The organism is Pseudomonas fluorescens, assembly GCF_900215245.1.
Classification (GTDB): Bacteria; Pseudomonadota; Gammaproteobacteria; order Pseudomonadales; family Pseudomonadaceae; genus Aquipseudomonas; species Aquipseudomonas fluorescens.
This window is the reverse complement of record NZ_LT907842.1, coordinates 6,084,019-6,107,082: the sequence shown is the minus strand read 5'-3', so window position 1 is coordinate 6,107,082 and position 23,064 is coordinate 6,084,019. Positions and strand designations below refer to the sequence as shown.

Genomic DNA, 23,064 nt, shown 5'->3' with positions numbered 1-23,064 from the left:
TCGATGAACATTGCAGAACTCGGCGTCAAGATCGACTCGGCCGATGCAATCCAGGCTAAAACGAGCCTGGATGATATGGCCAAGGCCGGAGGCCGGGCCGAGCAGTCTGCCGTTTCGCTGATGAACGAAATGCAGGCGCTGGAAAAGTCGCTGTCTACCAGCGCCAAAACCACCCAGGACCTGGCAAAGCAGCGCGACGCTCTCGCCAAGCTGACCAAGACCGGCGCCTATGGCGAGGCCGAGGCAGCGAAGATCTCGGCTCAGCTCGACAAGCAGCAGGTGGCCTTGGCCAAGTCGGCCATGGATGAGCAGAAGGCCCTCAACAGTCTGTTGGGTGCCATCGACCCGGCTCGCGCGGCCCTGGCCAAGCTGGATACCCAGGTAGAGCAACTGGGCAAACATCTGGATGCTGGGCGCTTGAGCCAGGAGGATTACAACAAAGCCCTGAGCAATATCGATAAGGATTACGCAAAGCTCGAAAAAACCAATACCGGTTTCGATAAGCTGCGCCTGGGCACTCGGCAAGCTCAGGAAAACGTTGTTCAGTTGGGCAATGCATTGTCTTCGGGCGACTGGGGTAGTGGTGTTCGCGCCGTGGCTCAGTTGGGCGCTGGCGCGGGCGCAGGGGCTGTTGGCTTGCTTGCCATCCTGACACCGCTGGCTCTGGCTACCGCCGCCGTAGGCGGTCTTGCATACGCCTACCATCAAGGCAGTGAGGAGCAAGATAACTACAACAAGGCGCTGATCCTCACAGGCAATTATGCCGGTGTGAGTGCGGGCCAACTGAGCGATATGGCGCGTCAGATCAGCGCAACGGTCGGTACTACTGGCCAGGCCGCAGAGGTGCTGTCGACGCTGGCAGGCAATGGAAAGATTGCGGGTGCGAGCTTCGTTGAAATTTCAGAAGCCGCCTTGGCGATGGAGAAAGCGACGGGGAAGTCTGTAGACGCGACGGTAGCGGAGTTCGTCAAGATTGCTGAGGACCCAGTTGCTGCTGCGAAGTCTCTGAATGATCAGTATCACTTCCTGACCGCCTCGGTTTACTCACAGATTGTTGCGCTTAAGGAGCAGGGCGACACCATTGGTGCAGCGAAGCTTTTGACCGACACTTACGCCGACACCGTAAAGGGCAGGGCTGGTGAGATCACTCAGAATCTCGGCACTATCGAAAGGGCGTGGAAAGGCATCACGGATGAGGCCAAGAAGTCCCTCGACGCGATAAAAAATATTGGTCGCGATGAAGGGCCGGCCAAAAGGATCGCTGAACTCACCCAAAGTGCGGCTTACGCTCGAAGCGTGCTCAAAGCTGACCCGGATGACACTGACGCCCAAAAGAAACTCGCGGCTTCTGAGAAGGAACTGTATCAGCTTCAGCTTATGGTCTTTGTTGGCGGTCAGCGAACCAAAGCCCAAGAGGATCAGGTGCGTGTTCAGCAAGAAGGGATTGATGCCGAGCAGAAGCTCAAGGCAATCAGCGATTCAAACCTGACCAATGCAGAGAAGCGCAATAAGCTGATCAAAGATTACCAGCGGTCCGTCGAAAATCTCCGCAAAGCAAACCCGGACAGTCCGCTCGTCCAGCCAGATTATGTGGCTAAGACGATCCAAAACATTAAGGACAAGAACAAAGACCCCGCGGTTGCTGCCGGCAGCGTGGATCTGACCGGCTTCAATGACGCGAAGAACAACCTCGCGGCCATCGCTACCGACTACAAAAACTACCAGAAGCAGTTGGACGCGGCGCAAAAGTTTGGGCTTATTTCAGAGGCAGACTACCTGTTACGGCGCCAAGCCCTGATTGGTAATGAGCGCGACCAGGTAACGGCGGCCTACGAGGCCGAGATATCCGCTCTGGAGGACGCCAAGGGCAAGAAGTCCACCACTGCCGCGCAGAGCATCCAGCTGGACCAGAAGATCGCTGACGCGCGCGCAGGGATGGTCAAAGCGCAGAAGGACGCTGACAGTCAGCTTGAAGTCCTGGCGACCAACGAGACCGGGCGCCTGGCCAAGCAAGAGCGCGCGATCAGCACCTACGTGCAGGCTCTGGGCCAGCAACAGCGAGCCCTGGAGCTTGCCGGCCAGCGCGCGGTTCTCGGCGTGGGTCAGGGTGACCGCCAGAACGCACTCAGCGGCGAGCTGAACAGCCAGCAGGACCGGTTTGCTCAGCAGTCGCTGGAGCTGGCCAACCAAAAGTCTGACCCGTCGCGGAACATGTCGGAGGAAGAGTTCAAGCGTAAGTCGCAGGCGCTCGCCGACGCGAACAAGGCTGCCACTGACCAGATCCGACAGAACTACGCGGACGTGGAGAATGCCCAGGGCGATTGGACCAAAGGTGCGACAGCAGCGTGGAATAACTACCTGGACTCGGCACGAAACGTCGCTGGGCAGACGAAAAGCCTGTTCGGCAAAGCCTTCAGCTCCATGGAAGACGCCGTCGTCAACTTCGCCACGACTGGTAAGTTCTCGTTTGCTGACTTCACGAAGTCGGTTCTCGCTGATATGGCTCGCATTGCAACACGCCAGGCGAGTTCAGCATTGCTGAGCAGCCTGGTGGGCTCGGCAGCGAGTTACCTCGGTGGTAGCGCGGCCGGCGGCAACGGACTGGCGGCCGGGTCTGCTGGTGCCGCGTCTTCTAACCTTGGGGCCTCGGCTGGCGGCTATTCCGGTTCGTACTTCCCACAAGCCTCAGGTGGCGCCTGGTCGGGCGGTGTGCAGATGTTCGCCGAAGGCGGCGCTTTCACCAACTCGGTCGTCAGTAAACCCACAGCTTTTGGCATGGCCAACGGCAAAACCGGCGTTATGGGGGAGGCTGGAGCAGAGGCGATCATGCCGCTGACTCGAACTTCCAGCGGCAAGCTTGGCGTAATGGCAATGGGTGGTGGTGGGGCCGGAGGAACGCAGATCAATGTCGAGGTGCACATCGATGGCGACGGCAACGCCTCATCGAGTGCAGACGCACCTGGCTACGACCTGTTCGGCAAAGAGCTGGCCGCGTTCGTTGAGCAGAAGTACCAGCAGATGCGCAACAAGGACATGGGGCAAGGCGGCGTCATCAACAAAGCAATCAAGGGGCGCTGATGGCAATCGAACGATTTACATGGGCGACGGAGAAGGGCGCGGAAGGGGAGATTACCCAGCGCGTCCGGACCAAAAAGTTCGGCGATGGCTATGAGCAGTCGGTCGAGGATGGACTGAACAATCAGTCGGAATCCTGGCCGGTGACGTTTACCGGTATGGGCGCGCGAATCCTGGAGATCAGGAAGTTCCTCGACAGGCATAAAGGGGCAAAAGGCTTTCTCTGGACGCCGCCCCTCGGCGAGCTTGGTCTCTACAAGTGCAACGGCTACAAGCCAGTGCACCGCGGCGGCCAGGTCTACGCCATCACCGCGACTTTCCAGCAAACCTTTCATCCCTGAGATAACCACCCATGGCACTGATCACGGACATCCAGAAACTGGAGCCCGGCGGCGAGATTCGCCTGTTCGAAATTGACGGTACCGAATACGGCGCCGATTACCTGCGCTTCCACGGTCATGCTATCCCGCACACGCCAGAGGAATTGCTGGCCTACGAGGGCTCAGAAGAGGAACTGCCCGCCAAGTCGATTATCTGGCAGGGCCAGGAGTACGCGGCCTGGCCGGTGCAGATTGAGGGTATCTCCTCGAGCAGCGACGGCACCGCCTCTCGGCCGACTTTCGCTGCCGCCAACGTCAACGGGCGCGTCACGGCGTTGTGCCTGGCCTTCGAGGATATGCTCAAGTTCAAGCTGACTGTCCGCGAGACGCTGGCCCAGTACCTAGACGCCGCCAATTTCCCCGAGGGCAACCCAACCGCCAATCCGACCCAGGAGGCGCTGGAGATCTGGTACATCGACCAGAAAACCAGCGAGGACGGCGAGGCGGTGGTCTGGGAGCTGTCGTCCCCGGGTGAGATCGACAACCATGGACTTCCCGGGCGCCAGATGACGACGTTCTGCCACTGGGCCATGACCAATGGTTACCGAGGGCCGGACTGCGGCTACACCGGCACGGCCATGTTCGACGATGAAGACAACCCCACGGATGATCCGGCCAAGGATCAGTGCAAGGGCTGCCTGTCGTCCTGCAAGTTGCGATTCGGCGAGAACAACGAACTCTCCTTCGGCGGATTCCCCGCCGTCTCCCTGATTGCCCGGAGCTGACCATGCGCAAGCACATTGTTGCAGCCATCCAGGCGCACGCGGCGGCGCAGTACCCGAAAGAGTGCTGCGGACTGCTGCTGGCCGTTGGGCGGGCGCAGAAGTACCTCCCGTGCCAAAACGTCGCCGCGGAGCCGAACGAAGAGTTCCGGCTCGATCCTGAGGACTACGCCGCGGCGGAAGACTTGGGCGAGGTGATCGGCATAGTCCACTCGCACCCGGACGCCACCAGCAGGCCCTCACCGCATGACTTGGCCATGTGTGAGGCCACGGCTTTGCCATGGCACATCCTGTCTTGGCCCGAGGGCGACATGCGCACGATAACTCCCACGGGCAGCACGCCGCTGCTCAAACGGCCGTTCGTACACGCTGCATGGGACTGCTGGCAGGTCTGCGCAGATTGGTATAAGCGGGAATGGGGGATTGAGTTCGAGGCCTTCCAGCGCACTGATGGTTGGTGGGAGAGTGCGGAGAACGCCAGCCTGTATGAGCAACATTACTTGGCAGCCGGCTTTGTGCGCGTTGATCGACCGCAACGCGGTGACATGATCGTAATGCAGGTTGGCCGGACAGTTCATCCGAATCACGCTGGTATTTACCTTGGCACCGATCCGTCACTGCCTGGTGAGGATTCAGGTGTTTTCGGCCCAGGCCCGTTCCTGTTGCACCACCTGTACGGCAGGCCGTCCGAGATCATTGTCTACGGCGGCCCTTGGTCAGATAGAGCTAGGCTGATATTAAGGCAAACCAAATAAATTTTACGTTTTTAATAGATTCGCTTGATGGGCGAGCTTGAATTAGTCACGCTGCTGGATGTTTGAGGTTCATAAATTATTTAGTGTTAGCTTGCTGCTCAGAGCTGTGGGCTGAGTTTGAGTGAGTCGCTTGGCTCGCATCGATACCTTCTTTCGTTGGTGTTCTAGCTAGCATTGCGTAGGCGCCGAGTATTATGGATATTGTAAATATTAGGTAGAAGCCGCCAGCTACAGTGAATAACGCATATTTTCTGATTTTCCTATAGCCCAGCTCACCTAACTTTACTGTTTCCCAAGTTTGCTTCAGCAAGGGGGCGGCCGTGTCTCTAATAGCTTCGCACCCATTCAGTGCGCCGGCATAATCACTATTATTGAAGCAATCTCTGGAGAGTTTTAGAGCGTCCATTAAGTTTGATTCGTGGCCCTTTAAAAGTTTTACATGGTCCGGGTTGAGGCGTAGCTGAATTTTTGACATGTTTTCAATACATTTCGAAAACAGAGATTCAGATTTTTCAATCCATTTTACTTCCAGGTCGTATTCGCTAACATTGGGCCATGTATTTTGTCGTAGGTCCATAAAGGTTTCTTCGTGTTTAGCTAAAACCTGTATCGCGGCGGTGAATGCTGATACCTCTTCTCGTAAGCCATCAATCCAAGCCAATCTGAACTCTGAAACTTTATTTTCTTTCGCGCTAACTAAGTTCACATAGGAGAAGAAGCCAGCTAGAAGCGCAGCAATAATTGCGCCTAAAGCAACATAAACTGTTGGAGGTATAGAGAATAAGTCCATTTATTTAATCCATTCAAATTCTGAGGTGGGAGCGGTAAGGTGGCGCAATGCTATCTTTTCGTCGCGGCGTTGGCCACTGTCATTCCATCCACGCTGGATGCCTGGACAGGTTCCGACAGAGCGTCATTCTTGGTAGTGGCATTTTGGTGCTAAAGTTGCTCTTTTCTCAATGGAACTGAGTATGGCCCTTAGAATCAGGAAGAGCATCAAAATCGCCCCTGGCGTGAAGATCAACCTTAGCAAGAGCGGTATCAGCACCTCTCTGGGCGTGAAGGGTGCAACTGTAAATCTCAGCAAGCGCGGCACTCGCGTCACCACGGGAATTCCTGGAACCGGTATTTCGAGTTCGACGCTTTACAAGTCGAAAGCCGGGAAGGTAGAACCAGCAAATCCACGTGAATACTCGAAGACGGAATGGGTTTTGGCGTGGATCCTGGGGGAAATTCTGGCGATTGTTGGATGGGCCAAGCTTGATGAGGGTGCAAGCATTTTGTGCGCGATGCTGGCAATAGCAATACCGGCCGGCTTGTTCCTTTACTACCGCTCGAAGCGTAGCCTGTGACGCTTTGGTTTAGTTTCAGGGAGTGATCATGCGGATTTTGATAGCGGCGGTAGCGGTGGTGATGCTGGCGGGCTGCGCCTCCACGGCGATTTCAGTGCGAGACGCCAAGCCGGTGCCTGCCGATGAGGTTTACGCCTTCCAATCCAAACCCGGCGTGGATAGCGGGAAAATAACAGTTGTGCGGGACTCCGGCGCAGTCGGGTCGGGTTGCGATATCGTGGTCTACGTCGATGGGCGCAAGGCGGCGAAGATTGGCACCGGCCAGAAGGCCACCTTTTACCTTCCTGCCGGCTCCACGAACCTTGGAACAGGTCTGGCTGGCTCTGGCCTGTGCGCAGGCGCGGCGATTAAAACTATCTCCGCGAATGTCCAGGCCGGCAAAGAAAGTCTGTACAGAATCAGCGGCGATATGTCGGGTTACTACCTTGGCCCCTACGTCGAATACAACTGAAATCGAAAATCATCAAGCCGCCTCCGGGCGGTTTTTTATTGCCCGGAGAAAGCGATGCAGGCATCAGCGATCAACTACCAACCCATGACGACAATTCGCCTGCATGGGCAGCTCCGACAGTTCGGAAAGTCCTTCAGGCTCGCGGTGAAATCGCCGGCGGAGGCGATCAAAGCGCTATGCGTGCAGATACCTGGATTCGAGCGGTTTCTTTCGAATGCCAAGTCGCGCGGCCTTGAGTTCGCGGTGTTTCGCGATAAGCGCAATATCGGGGAGAAGGAGCTGAGCTACAACGGTGCCGGCGACATCCGCATTGCGCCCGTGGTCGTAGGCAGCAAGCGCGGCGGTATTCTTCAGACCATCGTCGGCGCGATCTTGATTGTCGTGGGGGTTATTTTCTCGGCAACTCCGTTCGGCACCCCGTTAATTGGGGCAGGCATCGGCCTTGTCGCCGGCGGCGTCATCCAGATGCTCAGCCCACAGGCCGGAGGCCTCAAGACCAGCGCCGCACCAGAGAACACGCCCGGCTACGCCTTCGGTAGCGCCAAGAACACCACTGCTTCCGGTAACCCGGTCCCGCTTTGCTACGGCAAGCGGCGAGTAGGTGGGGCAATCATCAGTGCTGCCATTTACGCCGAAGACCAGATGTAACCAAGACCTACAGTACCGCAGCCGCCCATGAGGCGGTTTTTTATTGCCTGGAGGAAAGCATGGGCGCAGCACGCGAGATTGATATCCACGGCGCCAAGGGCGGCGAAGATAAACCAAAGACGCCAACGGAAGCCCCGGATAGCTTGCGCTCCGTTGCCATCGCCAAAATTCTGATCGCGGTGGGCGAGGGTGAATTCGAAGGCACGCCCACGGGCAAGGACATTTACCTCGACAACACGCCGCTGCAAGACCCCCAGGGCAACATGAATTTCCCGAACGTGAAGTGGGAGTGGCGCACCGGTGCTGTGGATCAGTCGTACATCCAGGGCATTCCGTCGGTCGAGAACGAGACCACGATCAGCACTGAGTTGCGCAGCGGCACCCCGTGGGTAAGAGCGATCACCAATACGCAGCTTTCGGCTGTGCGCGTTCGCTTCGCCTGGCCGGCGCTCCAGTCGGTGGATGCCGGCGGCAACATCAACGGTTACGCGATCGGCTACAAGGTCGAGCTGGCTACTGATGGCGGCGCTTATCAGGAGGTTCTGAATGAGGCCGTGTCGGGAAAGACCACGAGCCTTTACGAGCGCACCCGTCGGATCGATCTGCCCAAGGCAACCACCGGATGGCTGATGCGCATCACTCGCCTGACGGCCAACCAAAACAACAACAAAATCTCCGACACGATGCAGATTGCCGGCTTCACAGAGGTGATCGACGCCAAGATTCGTTACCCGAATACCGCGCTTCTCTACATCGAATTCTCGGCCGAGCAGTTCCGCAGCATTCCGGCCGTTACCGTTGAGACCAAGCTCAAGAAGATGCAGGTGCCGAGCAACTACGACCCGGTGTCGCGCGCATACTCGGGCGTTTGGGATGGCACCTTCAAGCAAGCCTGGACCGACAACGCTGTCTGGATGACCTACGACATCACCACTGCCGACCGCTTCGGCCTTGGCCGCCGCATAAAGCCGTGGATGGTGGACAAGTGGGAGCTGTATCGGATCTCGCAGTACTGCGACCAGTTGGTGCCGGACGGGAAGGGTGGCCAGGAGCCTCGCTTCATCTGCAACCTGAATCTGCAAAGCAAGTCTGATGCCTGGTCGCTGCTGCGCGATATCTCGGCTATTTACCGTGGCATGACCTACTGGGCTCAGGGCCAAGTCTTCACGCTGGCGGACATGCCGCGCGCGACCGACTTTGACTTCGCTTATACCCGTGCGAACGTCATTGACGGCAGGTTCACCTACTCCAGCGCATCGGAGCGCACCCGCTATACCAGAGCGCTGGTCAGTTACGACAACCCGTTGAACAACTACGACACCGATGTCACGGCGGTGACCGACCAAAAGCTGCAGCGGCGTTACGGCGACAATCCGCTCGAGATCAGCGCAATCGGCTGCACCCGCGAATCCGAGGCTCAGCGCCGCGGTAAGTGGGCGCTGCTCACAAACTCCAAGGATCGGGCGGTCACCTTCAAGGTCGGCCTCGACGGGCGCATTCCGCTGCCTGGCTACGTGATCCCGATCGCGGACGAACTGCTGGCCGGGCGGCCGGTGGGCGGGCGCATCTCGGCTGTGAGCGGCAGGGTCATAACCCTGGACCGCGACACCCAGGCCCAGCCCGGCGACCGGCTCATCCTAAACCTGCCTGATGGCAAGTGTGAGGGGCGGACCGTGCAACTGGTGAGTGGCCGGAAAGTCACGGTGACCGTGGCTTATTCCCTTACGCCCGAAGCTGAACTGGTGTGGGCGCTGGATGCCGACGACTTGGCGATCCCGCTGTATCGGGTCGTGAGCGTGGCCCGGCCAGAGCCTGGCGTGTTCGAGATCTCGGCGGTGCAGTACGACCCAAGCAAGTTCGCGCACATCGACACCGGCGCGCGCCTGGAAGAACGTCCAATCAGCGTTATCCCGGTCACCGTTGTTCCGCCGCCGGCCAGCGTCACGCTGACGTCGAGTTACGCCGTGAACCAGGGTATTGCGATCAGCACCATGAACATCTCGTGGCCTGCTGTTAACGGCGCGGTCGCCTATGACGTGGAGTGGCGCAAGGACAGCGGCAACTGGATCAAGGTACAGCGCACAGGCTCGACGAGTGTCGACGTCACCGGTATTTACTCGGGCGCCTATATGGCCCGTGTGCGGTCGGTGAGCGCCTTCGAAATATCGTCGATCTGGAAGAGCTCGAACCTGACCAATTTGCAAGGCAAGGTCGGCCTGCCGCCGGCGGTATCGTTCCTGCGCACTACCAGCGAGCTCTTCGGGATCAGCATCAAGTGGGGCTTCCCTGCTGGCGCCGAGGACACGCAACGCACCGAACTCTGGTATGGCCCTGCGAACAACTTGCAGGCGGCAACCAAGCTGGCCGACCTGGCCTACCCGCAGGCCGACTACCGCATGCAGCAGCTGCTGGCGGGCGCAACGTTGTTCTTTTGGGCGCGCCTTGTGGACCGCACCGGCAACATAGGTCCGGTCTACCCGGTGGTGAATGGTGTGATGGGCCAGGCCAGTTCGGACGCTGGGCCGATCCTTGAACAGATCAAGGGCCAGATCAACGAAACGTCGCTTGGGAAGACGCTCAACGACCGTATCAACCTTGTCGACGGCAATGGCCCGGGTTCGGTGAACAGCCGAATCAACACGGCCAAGCAGGAACTGGAAGGCCTGATTGATCAGATCGTGGACGCGCTGGAGTACGTTCCCGGCAAGGCCTACGCCTTGAACGACATCGTTCGCGTAGGGCAGCACCTGTACCAGGCAAACGGCCCGGTACCGGCAAACAACCCGCCGCCGAACGCAACCTACTGGACTGACATCGGCACGGTGACGCAGACGGTAAACGCCCTGGTGACGCAGGTTCAGCAGAACTCGGCGACGATCAATCAGCACGGTCAGGACATCAGCGCCCAGGCGTCGCAGTTGAATGCGGTGAGAACGACGGTAAACAATCCAGTCACCGGCGTGAATGCTACGGCCAGCGGCCTGAGCACGCTCAAGACCTCGGTAACCACGCTCGACGGGAAGGTCACCACTACGGCGCAGCGGGTCGACGGCATATATCTGCAGGTCAATCCACCGATGCAGGGCGACGATAGCGCGCTGATGGGTTCCGAAGCGGCCTACGTTGGGGTCTGGTCCACTCAGTCAGCATTGATCGAGGGGGATCTCGTCCAGGGGCAGAAAACCGAGTCCGTCGAGGTGAAGGTGGCGGCGAACGCCGCGGCAGTAGCCGCCGAGCAAACCGCAAGGATCAGCGGCGAGGGCGTGCTCGCCTCCAGCATCGAGACGCTGAAGACCTCGGTGGGTGGTAACACCTTGGCCATTGAGACCAATGCCACGGCCATTCAAACCGTAGACGGCAAGGTCACGGCAAATTGGACTGTGCGGTTGCAGTACGAAGCCGCGACCGGCCTCTACAAGTACGCGGGTATCGGGCTTGGGTTGGAGAACGGGCCGGGCGGCCTGCAGTCGCAGTTCATCATCGACGCCGACCGGTTCGCCATCGGGCAGGCCGGTATCGTGCCGTTCGCGATACAGGGTGGGCAGACGTTCATCAAGGCGGCATTCATCCAAGACGGCACCATCACCAACGCCAAGATCGGAAACTACATCCAGTCCAATAATTACGTTGCAGGCACCAGTGGATGGAAGCTTTTCTTCGACGGTACTTTTGAAATTAACGGTGTCGTACCTGGGCAGGGCCGCTCAATGATGACTAATAGATCTCTACGCTTCTGGGATGTAAATGGAGTTAAGAGAGTTCAGATAGGTGATCTAAGCGAATGACGACAGGGATTAGGATTTGGGGGGCTAATGGGGCTCTCCAGCTTGACGAGAACTCATTCACGGTAAGGGTCGTTTACTCGACCCTAGTGACAAGAAACCCTGAGAGACCAAACTCGACACGGAACGTCTTTATATCAATCCCTGAGGTAACCCTGGAAAGCTACACGGCGGTATGCGTGCCTAACATATCGTTCTCGGGAGACCCGAGTGGGCAGGATGCAAGGAACTCAATGTTCGACGCACAGATTGTGCAGGGCGGGGTCATTGTCTGGTTTGCAAACAGGGCCCTTCCGACGTCAGGCGCATTCGGCGTAGGAACTCAGCGACTATTAGTGATGAGATACCGATGACATACGGTCTAAAGTTCACAAATACATCCGACGTAGTTACTTTGGACTCGGAGTTTTCCAGGCTGGTTATCCTTTATTCAGCAAGGTATAACGCCGGGGCATTCTTTCCAAGCCCGATCACATCTAACGAGCCTCCACTCATCTTTGTTCGGCCCGACAACACCGCATCGTTCCAATACATCAGGCTTATCGGGACACCTGGAAACTGGACAGGGTTCTCAAACGCTCACCCGGCAAACTCGCCAGGAACATACTTTCTGGCGGCCTACGCATCAATGGAAACCGCAACCTACGGGATGCGACTGTGGGATGGAGCGTCAAAGCTTCTTTTTGATAGCGGCACGCCGTGCGCGCAGTTCACTCTGGTGGCGGCTAGTTGGACCCTGATATCTCTCACCAATCCATCGCCAGGGCGTTACACCTATATATTCTCTACGCCTGTAAACTTTTCTTCAGGGGATTACATGATGATTAATAATATCGCCATGGATATTCCAGGACAAGACACATGGTCAAAAGTAACGTGCGGCTGGGACTACCCAAATAATAGGATACTTTTGACTCTATCAAATATCGGCGACTTTAGGAATGATGCGCTATTTCTCAACTTGCTATTCGCTAAGCGAATAAGTTGAAGTTATGGTTTTGGTTTCAGTAGCTGAGTTTTTAGATGGCTGAATTCGCAAGGGTCAGCTTTGGTTTTTAGGAGAGTGTTATGGCTAGACAAGAGATTAACCTTGGTGCAACCCCGACGGGGGTTGGCGGGGATACCACTCGCAGCACTGGCGTAAAAATTAATGCCATGACCACCGAGATTTACACGGCCCTCGGCGCACCGAGCGGACCTATTCCTGCAGGCCTTCCCATTAACAAGGGCGGCACAGGTGTTACTGATGGCCGCGCAATATTCAGCGAAGTAGGCGTTCAGTTGGCATCAGGCCGGTACAACGTCCAAGGTTTGTATATGGGCTGGAATGCTGCCGGGCTGGGGGAGGGGCATTTCATTGTAAACAAAGGCAATGGTGACGGTGGTTTCACTTGGCGTACAGTAAACGGTGCTAATACCCAAACAGGTCCATCAATGACCTACTCATCAGATGGTGTACTAAAAATGCCGACAGTGAGCGCAACAGTCGGCGCTTTCGGCACGCTTAGCGTGACCAATGAGGTCAATGTGGCCTTGCCTGTTCGTGGCATTCGCTGCCGAACCGGAGTTAACGGTGCGTACAGCCCAACGTCTTACAACTTCAACTGGACAGGCTCCAACGTTGACGTCTATATCGATGCCACTTACGTAGGCACCATGACACTGTTCGGCTCTGACTACCGTTTCAAGAAATACATCAAGGATGCGCCAAAAGCCTCCTACCTTGATCGTATCGATGCTTACCGGATCGTCACCTACCAGCGAAAATCTTTCGGCGATGTGTTCAAAGGGGATGACGTCGTTTACCAAGGCCTGATCGCGCATGAGGCGCAGTTGGTGAACCCGCTTGCCGTGACCGGTGAGAAAGACGGTGTAGGCGATGACGGCAGTCCACGGGTTCAGCAGCTCGAGCCAATGGCGCTAATCACCGATTTGATGGGCGCAATCAAGGAGCTGCGCGCGGAGGTCGCTGCGCTGAAGGCTGTTCAGGCATAAGCCTGCCTACTGCAAACGATACCGCGTTGAGCGGTTTTTTTTCGCCTGGAGAAAAGTATGCCGATCACTGAGCAGCAACTGCTTCAGATCCTCCCGAACGCCGGCCGCCAAGCCGGCGTTTTTGTTCCTGCACTGAACACCGCCATGAACCGCTACGGAATCGTGGGCACGGCGCGGGTCGCGGCATTCATCGCCCAAGTCGGGCATGAGTCCGGCCAGCTGCGCTACGTGCGCGAGATCTGGGGCCCCACGGCGCAGCAGCTCACGTACGAAGGTCGTGCCGATCTGGGCAACACTGTGAAGGGGGATGGTTCCAAGTTCCGTGGCCGGGGCCTGATCCAGATCACCGGCCGGGCAAACTACTCGGCGTGCGGCGAAGCCCTGGGCCTGGACCTGGTCAACAATCCGGAACTGCTCGAGCAGCCGCAGCACGCCGCGATGTCGGCTGCCTGGTTCTGGTCAACGCGCGGGCTGAACACGCTGGCGGATCAGGGCGACTTCGCGAAGATCACCCGGCGTATCAACGGCGGGCTCACCGGCCAGGACGATCGACATGCGCTGTACGAAAAGGCGCTGAAGGTGCTGGCGTGACGCCGGTGCAGAAGCTGGCCGGGATGGTGCTGCTGATCCTGGTACTGATGGCGGTATCTGCTGGCACTGCCTGGCAGGCGCAGGGTTGGCGCCTTGGCAAGCAACTCGCCGAGCAGCTCACGGAGCAAGGTGCAGCGCATCAGAAAGACCTTGACGCAATCACCAGTGAGGCCTGGCGTCAGCAGCAGGCCGAGCAAGACATGCGCATGGCCACCGAGCATCAGCTCGCCACCCAGGACCAACAACACACCAAGGAATTATCCGATGCCCAGCGCAACCAGGCTCGCCTGCGTGACCAGCTTGCTACTGCTGATGTCCGGCTGTCAGTCCTCCTTGCCGAGGATCCAACCAGTGGCTGCAACGTGCCTACCGCCCCCGGCGCCGTCGGCGTGGTTCATGCAGCCCGTCGAGCCCAACTTGACCCAGCGCATGCGCAACGAATTATCGCCATCACCGACGATGGGGATAACGGACTGATCGCGTTGCGTGCGTGCCAGGCGTATGTCAGGGCTGTGGCCCACTGAGAACGCTAAGCTCCAGCAGGATTCGCTGATTCTCCCTGAGCAGGTAGTCGCGCTGTTCGGCGACGAGCTTCATGCCCAGGATGGCTGGTTCTGAGCATCGCTCTTTGAGCTCTCCGATCTCGGCCAGCGCCTTCTTCAGGACTGCCTGCGCCTCGGCCTTGCCGGTGGCCAGCGCGTCATTCATCTGGACCAGCCCGGCGATGTTCTTCCGGGCCTTACGCAGCAGCGCCTGAGTTTCGCTGAGTTCGTCCTCTAGCAGAGAGCACTGGTGCTTGTACATTTCCAGGGGCGTAGGGCAGCCAAGCCACGCTGAGGTGTCTTCGTCGATGTGCATGGTGGGTCAATCCGAATGCTGTATGTGCATACAGTAATCGAGATTTTGCCGTTGCACGATTTGAGGTGACGAGAGGTGGTCAGGTCGGTGTCATAAGGACGGCGATGGTCAGCTTGATGAACTCATCGTTATCTTCGATGGCGTGCAGGGCACCGCGCACGTTCTCTGCTACTTCGGAGGAACCGCGCTGCTCCACCCAGTTCGATAGCTCCATAATGGAGGCTTCAAGTGCCAACTGGTTTTCGTAGAGCTTAGAGAGCAGGGAAGGGATCAGGTCTGAATTCGGCATCGGTGTTCCTCCTGGAAGTGAACAAGATAGCAGTTGATGCGATTTAGGTGGTTTGGTGTTCGTCGGCAGGACGCCGGGGAGGGGTAAAAATAGCCTCTATAATAAAAGCGTAACCAGCATTCTACGTGGTCTCCGATGCACAAAATTCGCCTCGGTTGCGTAAGTGAATCTGGCTTTAAGCCGCCGCCTACTTACGCTTCTCTTGCGGATTGCAAATCTGCCGAAGCCGGGTCGATTCCGACCCCGGCTTCCACTCTTAAAGTCGAGTAGATCAATGTGTAGCGGTTTTTTTATTGTCTGCCATTCAACAATGTTTCCGATATCGGTCCTGCCTTGGTTAATGGTGCGAGATGAAGAGTCACCGCTGAACTATCAAGCCGACTAGCTTTGGTTGATCGCCAGCAAATTAACCTTGGTCACCTTGTGACGGCCACGTTGGGGTAGGGATTTTCCTATCCGACCTTCCAGTATTCCTACCCTAGAATCGGGATGATCTGATGGTTGTAATGCTATCAATAAGCCACTATTTGACTAGAGGGGCTAGCTGCTGATCAATCTGCGTCCACAGGTTTTGAGTGAGAGACAAGCGGTCACCAAAGAGCCCCCAAACCTTCCTCCGATTTTGCCCTGTTCCTTATAGGCGGCTAGCCTGCTCTGGATGGACTGTTGCGAAGTACCGACCTTCCTAAGAGATATAATAAATGAACGTCAGGACGATGAATCTTGCTCCACGGTCTGCCACCTTCTTCTCGCTCATTGTCCTAGTAGTTTTTGCTCTGGGCATCGTGGCGGTCATGCAAATGGGCAAGCTTCGAGAATCGGAACAAGATGTGGAGACTAATTGGATGGCGAGCATCCGTGAGATCGGCAAGATGCAGTCAGGTATCTTGCGCCTGCGTCTCGAAAGCATCCGCATCACCGTGACCACCGACGAACAACAGCGTCAAACCCGTATCGCCTCTTTGAGCGGCTATCGCAGCACACTGCATAACACCATCAGCAATTACGAGCCCTTGGTTATTGGGCCGGCAGAGCGTGAGCTCTACCAGCCAGTGGCCAGCGATGTGCAGCAGTATTTCAAGCTGTTGGATGAGCTGGAGCCGTTGCTGCGAAGCGGTGACAACGCCGCAGCCATCGTCCTCATCAATACTCGCATTAGCCCGATGACCAATACACTCCAGGACAAGCTTACAAAGTTAACGGACTTTAACGACGAGGGCGCCAAGCGTGCAGGCCTGGATGCAGCCTCGACATACAGCAACGGAGTATCGCTGGTGATCGGCCTGCTGGCGGTCACCGTGATACTCACCGTAGTGCTAGCTGCGGTGCTGACCCGCAGCATCACGTCTCCCATCAGCGAAGCCCTGGCCGTCGCCGAGCGCATTGCCGGCAGCGACCTGTCCCAGGAGATCGGGATAAGTGGCCGCGATGAGGCCGGTCGCCTGCTGGCCGCCCTTGCGAGAATGCAGAGCAACCTACGAGAAACCATCGCCCGTATCGCCGACTCGTCTACCCAACTAGCTTCGGCCTCGGAAGAAATGACCGCAGTGACCGAGGATGCCAGCCGCGGACTAGTGCGGCAGAACGATGAGGTCAATCAGGCCGCCACTGCAGTGACCGAAATGAGCGCCGCGGTGGACGAGGTGGCACGCAATGCCGAAGCCGCCGCGCAATCTTCCCGCGAGTCTATGGAATTCACCCGCTCGGGTATCGAGAATGTGGCACAGACACTAAAAGCCATCGAAAGCCTGGCCAGCAACGTGTCCAGCACTGGTGAGCAGGTCAAGGCCTTGTCCGGTAGGGCCCAGGACATCAGCAAGGTAGTCGAGGTGATTCGCGCGATTGCCGAGCAGACCAACCTGCTGGCGCTGAACGCGGCCATTGAAGCCGCCCGCGCCGGCGAGCAAGGCCGTGGCTTTGCCGTGGTGGCCGATGAAGTGCGGGCCCTGGCCCACCGCACCCAGCAGTCGACCCAGGAAATCGAACAGATGATCAGCGCGATTCAGGCCGACTCGACCCAGGCGGTGAGCGCCATGAACGTCAGCGCCCAGATGGCCAGCAGCTCAATCTCGGTGGCGCAGAACGCCGACCTTTCGCTCAAGCAGATCGCCGGGACCATCACCCAGATCAACGAGCGCAACCTGCTGATCGCCACCGCCTCAGAAGAGCAGGCGCAGGTGGCCCGCGAAGCCGACCAGAACCTGACCAGCATCCGCGAACTGTCGGTCCAGAGTTCGGCGGGCGCAAGTCAGACCGCCAGCGCCTGCGCTGAGATGGCCAACCTGGCGATTGAGTTGAATCACCTGGTGGCACGGTTCAAGGTATGACATGCGTCATCGTCCTAGCCTCAACTTGCGATGCCAGTTGCACACCCACCCCATCGGAGATGGTGCTGTTCGTGAGTACACTTGGAGAGCTCAAGAACAGTTCCAAAACTCCCAACTGACCCCTTGTAGAATGCGGCCTGCAGCTTGCTCGGTGACTGCGAGTAATGGAACGCCGAAGACAGTCAAGGCCGCAGTCCGCTTGCATTTGTATAGCGGTCTTGAAAACCGGCGGACGTTAATAGCGTCTCCAGGGTTCGAATCCCTGGTTTCCCGCCAAGATTTACACAAAAGCCTCGCGAAAGCGGGGCTTTTGCGTTTCTGGGGTTTGATGCAGCCATCAGCTTGGGGTCTGATCGTTTCTGCATCATTTCAGACAGTTTCCGCAACGCCGCATAATTCACCTTCTGCGAGTCGGTTTGTAGATGAAGACGTAGGCGAACCGGAGGGCGGAGATCATGGCGTCACCTCGCGCTATTGTTCATACCCTTCGCCATATTCCCAGCAGTAGGTTGCCGGCCACGCTCCGCGAGTCGCTCGGTCAACGATGTTGTAGCTCCAACCGCCTTTCGCTGGTGTGGTTTTGATCCAGACGTGCTGTGCGCCGCCGAGATTCCAGTCGCCCTAATCCTTGACGACCTCGACCATGAACTCGCGCACGTCGTGGTGCCCGCGACTCATCACTATGTAGGTGTCACCGCCAATGCTCTCGACAGCGAGCGGATACTTTTCTTCAGGCATGCCCGGCTCCTTGCCACTAAAGCGGCTATCAAATTCATAGATTGGAGCGGTATCTTCACCTCTTCATAAATCGAGGTGAGATGTGGTCGTACACGGAGTTGAATAGCGGTTTTGCTGCGCCTCAAGCGTCGCCGTAGGACACGATGGCCTTGCGATGGAGTGCTGGAAAGGTAACCGCGGACCGAGGCACAGCTGGCGCGGGATTTGAAATAACCGCTATACAAATGTCATCACCGGCCATATAGGTTGTGCTATCGCAAGAACTCAGAGCGCTCGGCCATTGTGCCGGGTTTTTTATTGCGCTCAGTTTGTGCAAGGTCGAAAATAGAGCTTCCGACTATAAACTGGGAGAGCGTCATGGTTTTGCGTGGCATGGCACAGATGCATGTCGACGACTTGGCGGAACGGTTCAAGAAGTTGGTTGTAGGGCAGGCTGGTGAAGCGAATATTCAGTTTGCGTGGGTTGTTTTTTATCAGGGCCGAATGTTCGGGGCTTATTCAACGGCCGAGCTTGCGCTGGAGAAAATAACCGACATCGAGCACTGCATTAGCATCGACGAGGCCCCAGTCCCGCAAGCCTCAGACGACTAAAGTTTTCATTAAGCCCCGCCTGGAACGGGGCTTTTTGCTTTTCGCCGTTCGTCCAGTGTTCGGCACTCACTGCAACCTGCCGACTACCATGTTTAAGCACGGATATTCCGAGCGTTTGAACGGAGAGGCAGCATGGATATTGATAAGAATGCCCCAGGCAATATTTCGCAGCAGGAAGTGACACGCGGCACGGACAATGAAGCGGGTCACGACCCTCGCCGGGATGAACACGAGATCCGGCCGCCTCAGAATGACGATGCCTCCCTCGAAGAGGATATGTCGGATCTGGACGCTGCCGATTCGGTGGCGAGCGAGCATCCCGATAACTGACGAGTTTCATGTCAACGAGCCCGGCCATCGCGTCGGGTTTTTTATTGCTCACGGAAAGGGCGATTCAGCAAAAGGAATTTGCAGATGTTGAAAGAATTCAGATGCGGTAACTGCAAAAGACTTATCGCCCGTACGGAAAGGGTTTACAGAGCTCCAGATCAAATGTTCCCGATGTGGGACCTTGAATCATGTGAAGGCCACGCGCCTCGAGCAATCGCCTTTGAGCGATATGAAAGCGGAAATCTCCGCACCAAATCATTCGACTCAATAGGTGACAAAATGACTGTACGAGTACTCGGCAAACACTTCAAAAACGACCTAAAGTTCAGTGGTAGCGCCAGTCAGGTAGCGACGTTGTTCCCGCCACAAAAAAACGGGAATGGAATTATTTTTATGACATTCGTACCTGGGCCCAAAACACCGTAAGTGTTGGTCTGACTCCACCACCCTATCGCTTTCAATTTACCCTATCGATCATTTATACGGGGGGTGAGGTATTTCAGCCCATCATGATTCCTGCGGGTCTTGGGGTTTATATGCAGTTGAGCGACAGCTACAACATTCCCGTGTATCTGTGCTGGGAGTATCTCAACGCCGACGGCACTGTGGCTCAACTCCCGCTGATGACGGCAGGTCTGTATAAGTGCGGGCCTACCCAGCAATATCGCGCAGCTTAGGTCGCGCAACTTTTCAAGGCCTCACCATCGTGCGGGGCCTTTTCGTTTTCGGCTCCACCACACCCGTTGCTCCCAGCTAGGAGTGCTGTGTGAGCCGATTAAATTCCGCAGGTCACGGCCTGTCGTGTTCCTAACTCCCTGACGGGGAGGAACTGAGATGCCCACCATGCCAGACAAACCAGAGACCTGGGCGATTGCGCTTGCGTGGTTGAGCAAATATTCGCCAATCCTCTATGCGGCTGCGTTGTCCTGCGCCATGGCCGTCCTACAAATCACCTACGGCGGTGGTACGCGGCGCCAAATGATTGTGGAAGGCGCTATCTGCGGCGGGCTGGCCCTGACCATAATCAGTGGGCTTGAGTTCTTCTCGCTACCCCAGAGCATGGCGACATTCGTCGGTGGGTGGCTTGGCTTCCTGGGTGTGGAGAAGATCCGCACCATTGCCGATCGCGTGACGGACTACAAGCTACCAAGCCGCAAGGTTGATTAGTCAGCGCCACGTTTTCGAGTGCGCCAAATCGTGGTGCGGGATTACTACGGCGTATGAGTGGGACTGGTTGATGCGGCGTAGCAAGCGCGCAAGGTCTGTTGATATTGCTCCATCATTACCTCAAGGGAACCAACCCGCTCTGGGTAGTATTTCATTGCCGAGCTGATGTCTGACCTTATATCGTCGACATCCAATTTGATGGGCGTACACCGATCGTTTTCCAACTGACGCACTCTCTCCTCTGAAGTTGCGAGTGTTGCGGCCTGCTTGTTGTACGCCGCTATCCATTGGTTTAGTGAAGTATTGAGGCCATCGTTTGTCTTTTTGAAGTCTTCTACTCGTTCTCTGACATTAATAAGGTCGCTGTCTTGGCGGCCGTAGTGAACCCCAACTGTCGCGATTGTTGATGCCACTCCAAGAGCAAAAGACCAAAATGCGATTGTGAGTTTAGGGCGGAGAGGAACCGCTTGTTTCATTTCACTCATGTGGACTTCCTTGTGATTTGACCACTATCAATACCGTTAACCTTTCACCAGTTCAAGGCGGAGTAGCACACCGATGACGACCATTGCCTACAAAGACGGCGTCATCGAAACGCAGTCGAAGCAGGTGCTTGGTCACCTGCCTGCCATCCTCTGTGATCACTGGATAGGGCCCCCGCACGCTGCGAGAACGTCTCTGCTCTATTAAGTCGGACGACCAAAACTCCCAGGTCATTCAGCACTCCAGGTTTCTTCGGTTGCGTTAAATTCTCGCGATACCTCTTTGTTCTTCCGCACGCCGGCGGCAGGGGGGACGATGAGACCTCACTCGTGTGCGATGTTGTAAATGTGCGACAGAAGCGAGATGTCCCGGTTGTCACGTACCTTCGCGGTACGGCCGTCTCGGTACTGGGCGATGACTTGCGGCGTTACCGCGTCTATGCGGAGCTAAAACCTGCAATACCGTCTACCTTTCAAGGTGGCATTCCCTTCCGGAGAAGACAGTCATGTTTAAATCTCGCTCGCTTGTAGTCACCGTTACCTGCCTTGCGTTGGCCGTAGGCTCAATGACAACCCTGGCCGACCCGGGCAATGGCAAGGGGCAGGGCAATGGGAAAGGCAACGCCGAGGGCGGCCAAGGGCATGGCAACCAAGGCAAGAAGGGGAAGGGCTCCAGCGAAGGTGATTGGGCGCGCGGGCCCAGCATTGACAGAGGTGGTGTACTGGGCGTGCTCGGTGGCTACCGTGACTATTGGCGGCCAGGCCCTTCGCTGCCACCCGGAATACAAAAGAATCTAGCCAGAGGAAAACCGCTTCCTCCAGGCATTGCCAAGAAGCTGGATGGCCGGCTGCTGGGCAGGCTGCCCCATTACGACGGCTATGAATGGCAGCAGGCGGGCACTGATCTGATTCTTGTCGCAATTGCTTCCGGCATTATTTACGAAGTTCTCAACGGAGCCTTTGATTGAGGGGCTTACGGTTCAATGCTCAAATCCAACACAGTCAATAGCTCGCAAGGAATCAGATTGGGTCAGTGACATCTCGGCCAGAGGGTCAATTCGGCATCAGCGCCGACAAGCGGGGCCACCTGCCGAGAACCTCGTTAAACACGGCTTTGCCTAGGCATTGTAAAATTTTTTATCTCCCCTCTTGAAATTTTTCCCGTCGCACATAAATTTTTATCACGCGACGCCGAATGCGGGTCGCGCACTTAATCACTTGGATTTAATCAGGAGATTTAGAGATGGCTACTACCCTTTCGTTGGCCCCGCTGTTCCGTCAATCTGTGGGCTTCGATCGTTTCAATGACCTGTTTGAGTCGGCGCTTCGCAGCGAGGCTCCGAATACCTATCCGCCTCACAATGTGGAAAAGCATGGTGATGACGAATACCGTATTGTCATCGCAGTAGCTGGGCTCACTGAAGCGGATCTGGATATCCAGGTCGAGAAGGGGGTTTTAACAGTCGTTGGCGACAAGCGTGAAACCGGGAAAGAAGTAACTTATCTGCACCAGGGCATCGCGCAACGAGCATTCCGATTGTCGTTCCGGTTGGCGGACCACATTGAGGTTCGCGGTGCTTCGATGAGCAATGGACTGTTGAGCATTGACTTGCTGCGCGTGATTCCTGAAGAAGCCAAACCGAAAAAAATCGCTATCGGTGGCGAAGCTACGCCCGAGCTGCGTCAGGTTGGCTTGCAGTAAGTTGGCGGTAAAAAAGGCGCTCTTAGTAGCGCCTTTTTTTGTGGCGCTGGAGTGAAGGCTTAGCCCTATGTACAGAGCCTGCAAACCTCTGGAGCCGTTTCCTTGACAGGCACGTCCCAACACCCGGCAAGCGCTGCACCTGCCGGGTATGCCGAGCGTTTAAGGCATCAACACCGAGTCGACAACGTGGATCACACCGTTGGACTGCATCACGTCTGCGATGCTGATACCGGCTTTGCCGCCCTTGGCATCGACCACCCACAGTTTGCCGTCGTGCAGTTTGATATTCAGCGACTCGCCTTGAACGGTTTTCAGCACAACGGTGCCTCCGTTCTTTTTGGCGTCGGCCATCAGCTGTGCCGATGTGTGAGTGCCAGGCACAACATGGTAGGTGAGGATTTTAGTCAGGTCGGCCTTGTGTTCAGGCTTGACCAGTGTGTCGACGGTACCTGCCGGCAGTTTGGCAAAGGCTTCGTTTGTCGGGGCGAATACGGTGAAGGGGCCTTTGCTGTTGAGGGTATCAACCAGCCCGGCGGCCTTGACTGCGGCAACGAGTGTTGTGTGGTCCTTAGAGTTGACCGCGTTTTCTACGATGGTTTTACTGGGGTACATCGCTGCGCCTCCGACCATCACGGTGTCGGCGGCAACGCTGAGCGTTGCGGTGACGGAGAGAATCGTGAAGCAGGCAGCTGCAGCAAGTTTTTTGTAAAAAGCGTGCATGATGTATCTCCTTGGCTCTTATGCCCTCCGAGTGAGGGTATTGAATCTACGAGCCAACGATCAAAGTGGATGCACCCCGTCCTGAAATAATTGTTCAAGCACTGCGCGG

General features: G+C 56.7%; 23 protein-coding genes and 1 pseudogene. 19 read left to right on the top strand and 5 right to left on the bottom strand.

What is annotated here, in order from left to right:
• Positions 1-3: 3 nt before the first annotated feature.
• The 4 genes from CPH89_RS28040 to CPH89_RS28025 are packed head-to-tail and all read left to right on the top strand — an operon-like array spanning position 4 to position 4,932.
• On the top strand, positions 4-3,078 hold the full coding sequence (locus CPH89_RS28040; RefSeq protein ID WP_053256730.1) for a phage tail tape measure protein: 3,075 nt from the start codon (positions 4-6) through the stop codon (positions 3,076-3,078).
• A complete protein-coding gene (locus tag CPH89_RS28035) occupies positions 3,078-3,416 on the top strand; it encodes a phage tail protein (protein WP_053256729.1) in 339 nt (112 codons plus the stop codon). Before CPH89_RS28040 ends, CPH89_RS28035 begins: the two co-directional genes overlap by 1 nt.
• An 11-nt stretch (positions 3,417-3,427) precedes the next feature.
• Positions 3,428-4,180 (top strand): phage minor tail protein L, encoded by a 753-nt coding sequence (locus tag CPH89_RS28030; protein WP_053256728.1) that lies wholly within the window; start codon positions 3,428-3,430, stop codon positions 4,178-4,180.
• Positions 4,181-4,182: 2 nt separating this feature from the next.
• The gene (locus CPH89_RS28025; RefSeq protein WP_053256727.1) at positions 4,183-4,932 is read left to right on the top strand and encodes a C40 family peptidase; all 750 of its coding nucleotides are present in this window, start codon (positions 4,183-4,185) and stop codon (positions 4,930-4,932) included.
• A gap of 76 nt (positions 4,933-5,008) precedes the next feature.
• On the opposite strand, the gene CPH89_RS28020 is transcribed toward CPH89_RS28025, so the two are convergent.
• On the bottom strand, positions 5,009-5,722 hold the full coding sequence (locus CPH89_RS28020) for a hypothetical protein (RefSeq protein ID WP_053256726.1): 714 nt from the start codon (positions 5,720-5,722) through the stop codon (positions 5,009-5,011).
• A gap of 181 nt (positions 5,723-5,903) precedes the next feature.
• On the opposite strand from CPH89_RS28020, the gene CPH89_RS28015 reads away from it, so the two are divergent.
• The 8 genes from CPH89_RS28015 (at position 5,904) to CPH89_RS27975 (ending at position 14,275) form a co-directional block, all read left to right on the top strand.
• Positions 5,904-6,284, top strand: coding sequence for a DUF4236 domain-containing protein (locus CPH89_RS28015; protein ID WP_053256725.1), 381 nt, complete (start codon positions 5,904-5,906; stop codon positions 6,282-6,284).
• A 28-nt stretch (positions 6,285-6,312) separates the two neighbouring features.
• On the top strand, positions 6,313-6,735 hold the full coding sequence (locus CPH89_RS28010; RefSeq protein WP_053256724.1) for a hypothetical protein: 423 nt from the start codon (positions 6,313-6,315) through the stop codon (positions 6,733-6,735).
• A 54-nt stretch (positions 6,736-6,789) separates the two neighbouring features.
• Positions 6,790-7,383, top strand: a complete 594-nt coding sequence (locus CPH89_RS28005) for a tail assembly protein (protein WP_053256723.1) — start codon at positions 6,790-6,792, stop codon at positions 7,381-7,383.
• A 59-nt stretch (positions 7,384-7,442) separates the two neighbouring features.
• Positions 7,443-11,168 (top strand): TipJ family phage tail tip protein, encoded by a 3,726-nt coding sequence (gene gpJ, locus CPH89_RS28000; RefSeq protein WP_053256722.1) that lies wholly within the window; start codon positions 7,443-7,445, stop codon positions 11,166-11,168.
• Positions 11,169-11,514: 346 nt separating this feature from the next.
• Positions 11,515-12,153 carry a hypothetical protein gene (locus tag CPH89_RS27990; RefSeq protein ID WP_053256720.1) on the top strand — a complete coding sequence of 213 codons (639 nt, stop codon included), beginning with the start codon at positions 11,515-11,517 and terminating at the stop codon, positions 12,151-12,153.
• Positions 12,154-12,233: 80 nt separating this feature from the next.
• Entirely contained in the window at positions 12,234-13,160 is a 927-nt protein-coding gene (locus CPH89_RS27985; protein WP_053256719.1) for a tail fiber domain-containing protein, read from the top strand.
• 57 nt (positions 13,161-13,217) lie between these two features.
• Positions 13,218-13,751, top strand: coding sequence for a glycoside hydrolase family 19 protein (locus CPH89_RS27980; RefSeq protein WP_053256718.1), 534 nt, complete (start codon positions 13,218-13,220; stop codon positions 13,749-13,751).
• Positions 13,748-14,275: a lysis system i-spanin subunit Rz gene (locus CPH89_RS27975; protein ID WP_053256717.1), complete on the top strand. Its 528-nt coding sequence runs from the start codon at positions 13,748-13,750 to the stop codon at positions 14,273-14,275. The genes CPH89_RS27980 and CPH89_RS27975 overlap by 4 nt, the downstream gene beginning before the upstream one ends.
• Here CPH89_RS27975 and CPH89_RS27970 read toward each other — a convergent pair.
• Positions 14,256-14,609 carry a hypothetical protein gene (locus CPH89_RS27970; RefSeq protein WP_053256716.1) on the bottom strand — a complete coding sequence of 118 codons (354 nt, stop codon included), beginning with the start codon at positions 14,607-14,609 and terminating at the stop codon, positions 14,256-14,258. The two genes, CPH89_RS27975 and CPH89_RS27970, sit on opposite strands and share 20 nt — an antisense overlap.
• 79 nt (positions 14,610-14,688) lie before the next feature.
• A complete protein-coding gene (locus CPH89_RS27965) occupies positions 14,689-14,898 on the bottom strand; it encodes a hypothetical protein (protein ID WP_053256715.1) in 210 nt (69 codons plus the stop codon).
• A 701-nt stretch (positions 14,899-15,599) separates the two neighbouring features.
• Between CPH89_RS27965 and CPH89_RS27960 the strand changes: the two genes are divergently transcribed.
• The 5 genes and pseudogenes from CPH89_RS27960 (at position 15,600) to CPH89_RS27930 (ending at position 20,051) form a co-directional block, all read left to right on the top strand.
• Positions 15,600-17,225 carry a methyl-accepting chemotaxis protein gene (locus CPH89_RS27960; protein ID WP_053256714.1) on the top strand — a complete coding sequence of 542 codons (1,626 nt, stop codon included), beginning with the start codon at positions 15,600-15,602 and terminating at the stop codon, positions 17,223-17,225.
• A gap of 1,095 nt (positions 17,226-18,320) precedes the next feature.
• Positions 18,321-18,554 (top strand): hypothetical protein, encoded by a 234-nt coding sequence (locus CPH89_RS27950; RefSeq protein ID WP_053256713.1) that lies wholly within the window; start codon positions 18,321-18,323, stop codon positions 18,552-18,554.
• 132 nt (positions 18,555-18,686) lie between these two features.
• On the top strand, positions 18,687-18,884 hold the full coding sequence (locus CPH89_RS27945) for a hypothetical protein (RefSeq protein ID WP_053256712.1): 198 nt from the start codon (positions 18,687-18,689) through the stop codon (positions 18,882-18,884).
• Between the two features lie 84 nt (positions 18,885-18,968).
• A pseudogene (locus CPH89_RS27940) lies at positions 18,969-19,155 on the top strand (zinc finger domain-containing protein).
• A gap of 563 nt (positions 19,156-19,718) precedes the next feature.
• The gene (locus tag CPH89_RS27930; protein ID WP_053256710.1) at positions 19,719-20,051 is read left to right on the top strand and encodes a phage holin, lambda family; all 333 of its coding nucleotides are present in this window, start codon (positions 19,719-19,721) and stop codon (positions 20,049-20,051) included.
• Positions 20,052-20,095: 44 nt separating this feature from the next.
• Here CPH89_RS27930 and CPH89_RS27925 read toward each other — a convergent pair whose 3' ends face one another.
• Positions 20,096-20,536 carry a hypothetical protein gene (locus tag CPH89_RS27925; protein WP_053256709.1) on the bottom strand — a complete coding sequence of 147 codons (441 nt, stop codon included), beginning with the start codon at positions 20,534-20,536 and terminating at the stop codon, positions 20,096-20,098.
• A 503-nt stretch (positions 20,537-21,039) separates the two neighbouring features.
• Here CPH89_RS27925 and CPH89_RS27915 point away from each other — a divergent pair.
• Positions 21,040-21,501 carry an anti-virulence regulator CigR family protein gene (locus CPH89_RS27915; RefSeq protein WP_053256708.1) on the top strand — a complete coding sequence of 154 codons (462 nt, stop codon included), beginning with the start codon at positions 21,040-21,042 and terminating at the stop codon, positions 21,499-21,501.
• 275 nt (positions 21,502-21,776) lie between these two features.
• Positions 21,777-22,235 carry an Hsp20 family protein gene (locus CPH89_RS27910; protein WP_053256707.1) on the top strand — a complete coding sequence of 153 codons (459 nt, stop codon included), beginning with the start codon at positions 21,777-21,779 and terminating at the stop codon, positions 22,233-22,235.
• Between the two features lie 159 nt (positions 22,236-22,394).
• Here CPH89_RS27910 and CPH89_RS27905 read toward each other — a convergent pair whose 3' ends face one another.
• Positions 22,395-22,955: a fasciclin domain-containing protein gene (locus tag CPH89_RS27905; RefSeq protein WP_053256706.1), complete on the bottom strand. Its 561-nt coding sequence runs from the start codon at positions 22,953-22,955 to the stop codon at positions 22,395-22,397.
• Positions 22,956-23,064: the final 109 nt, after the last annotated feature.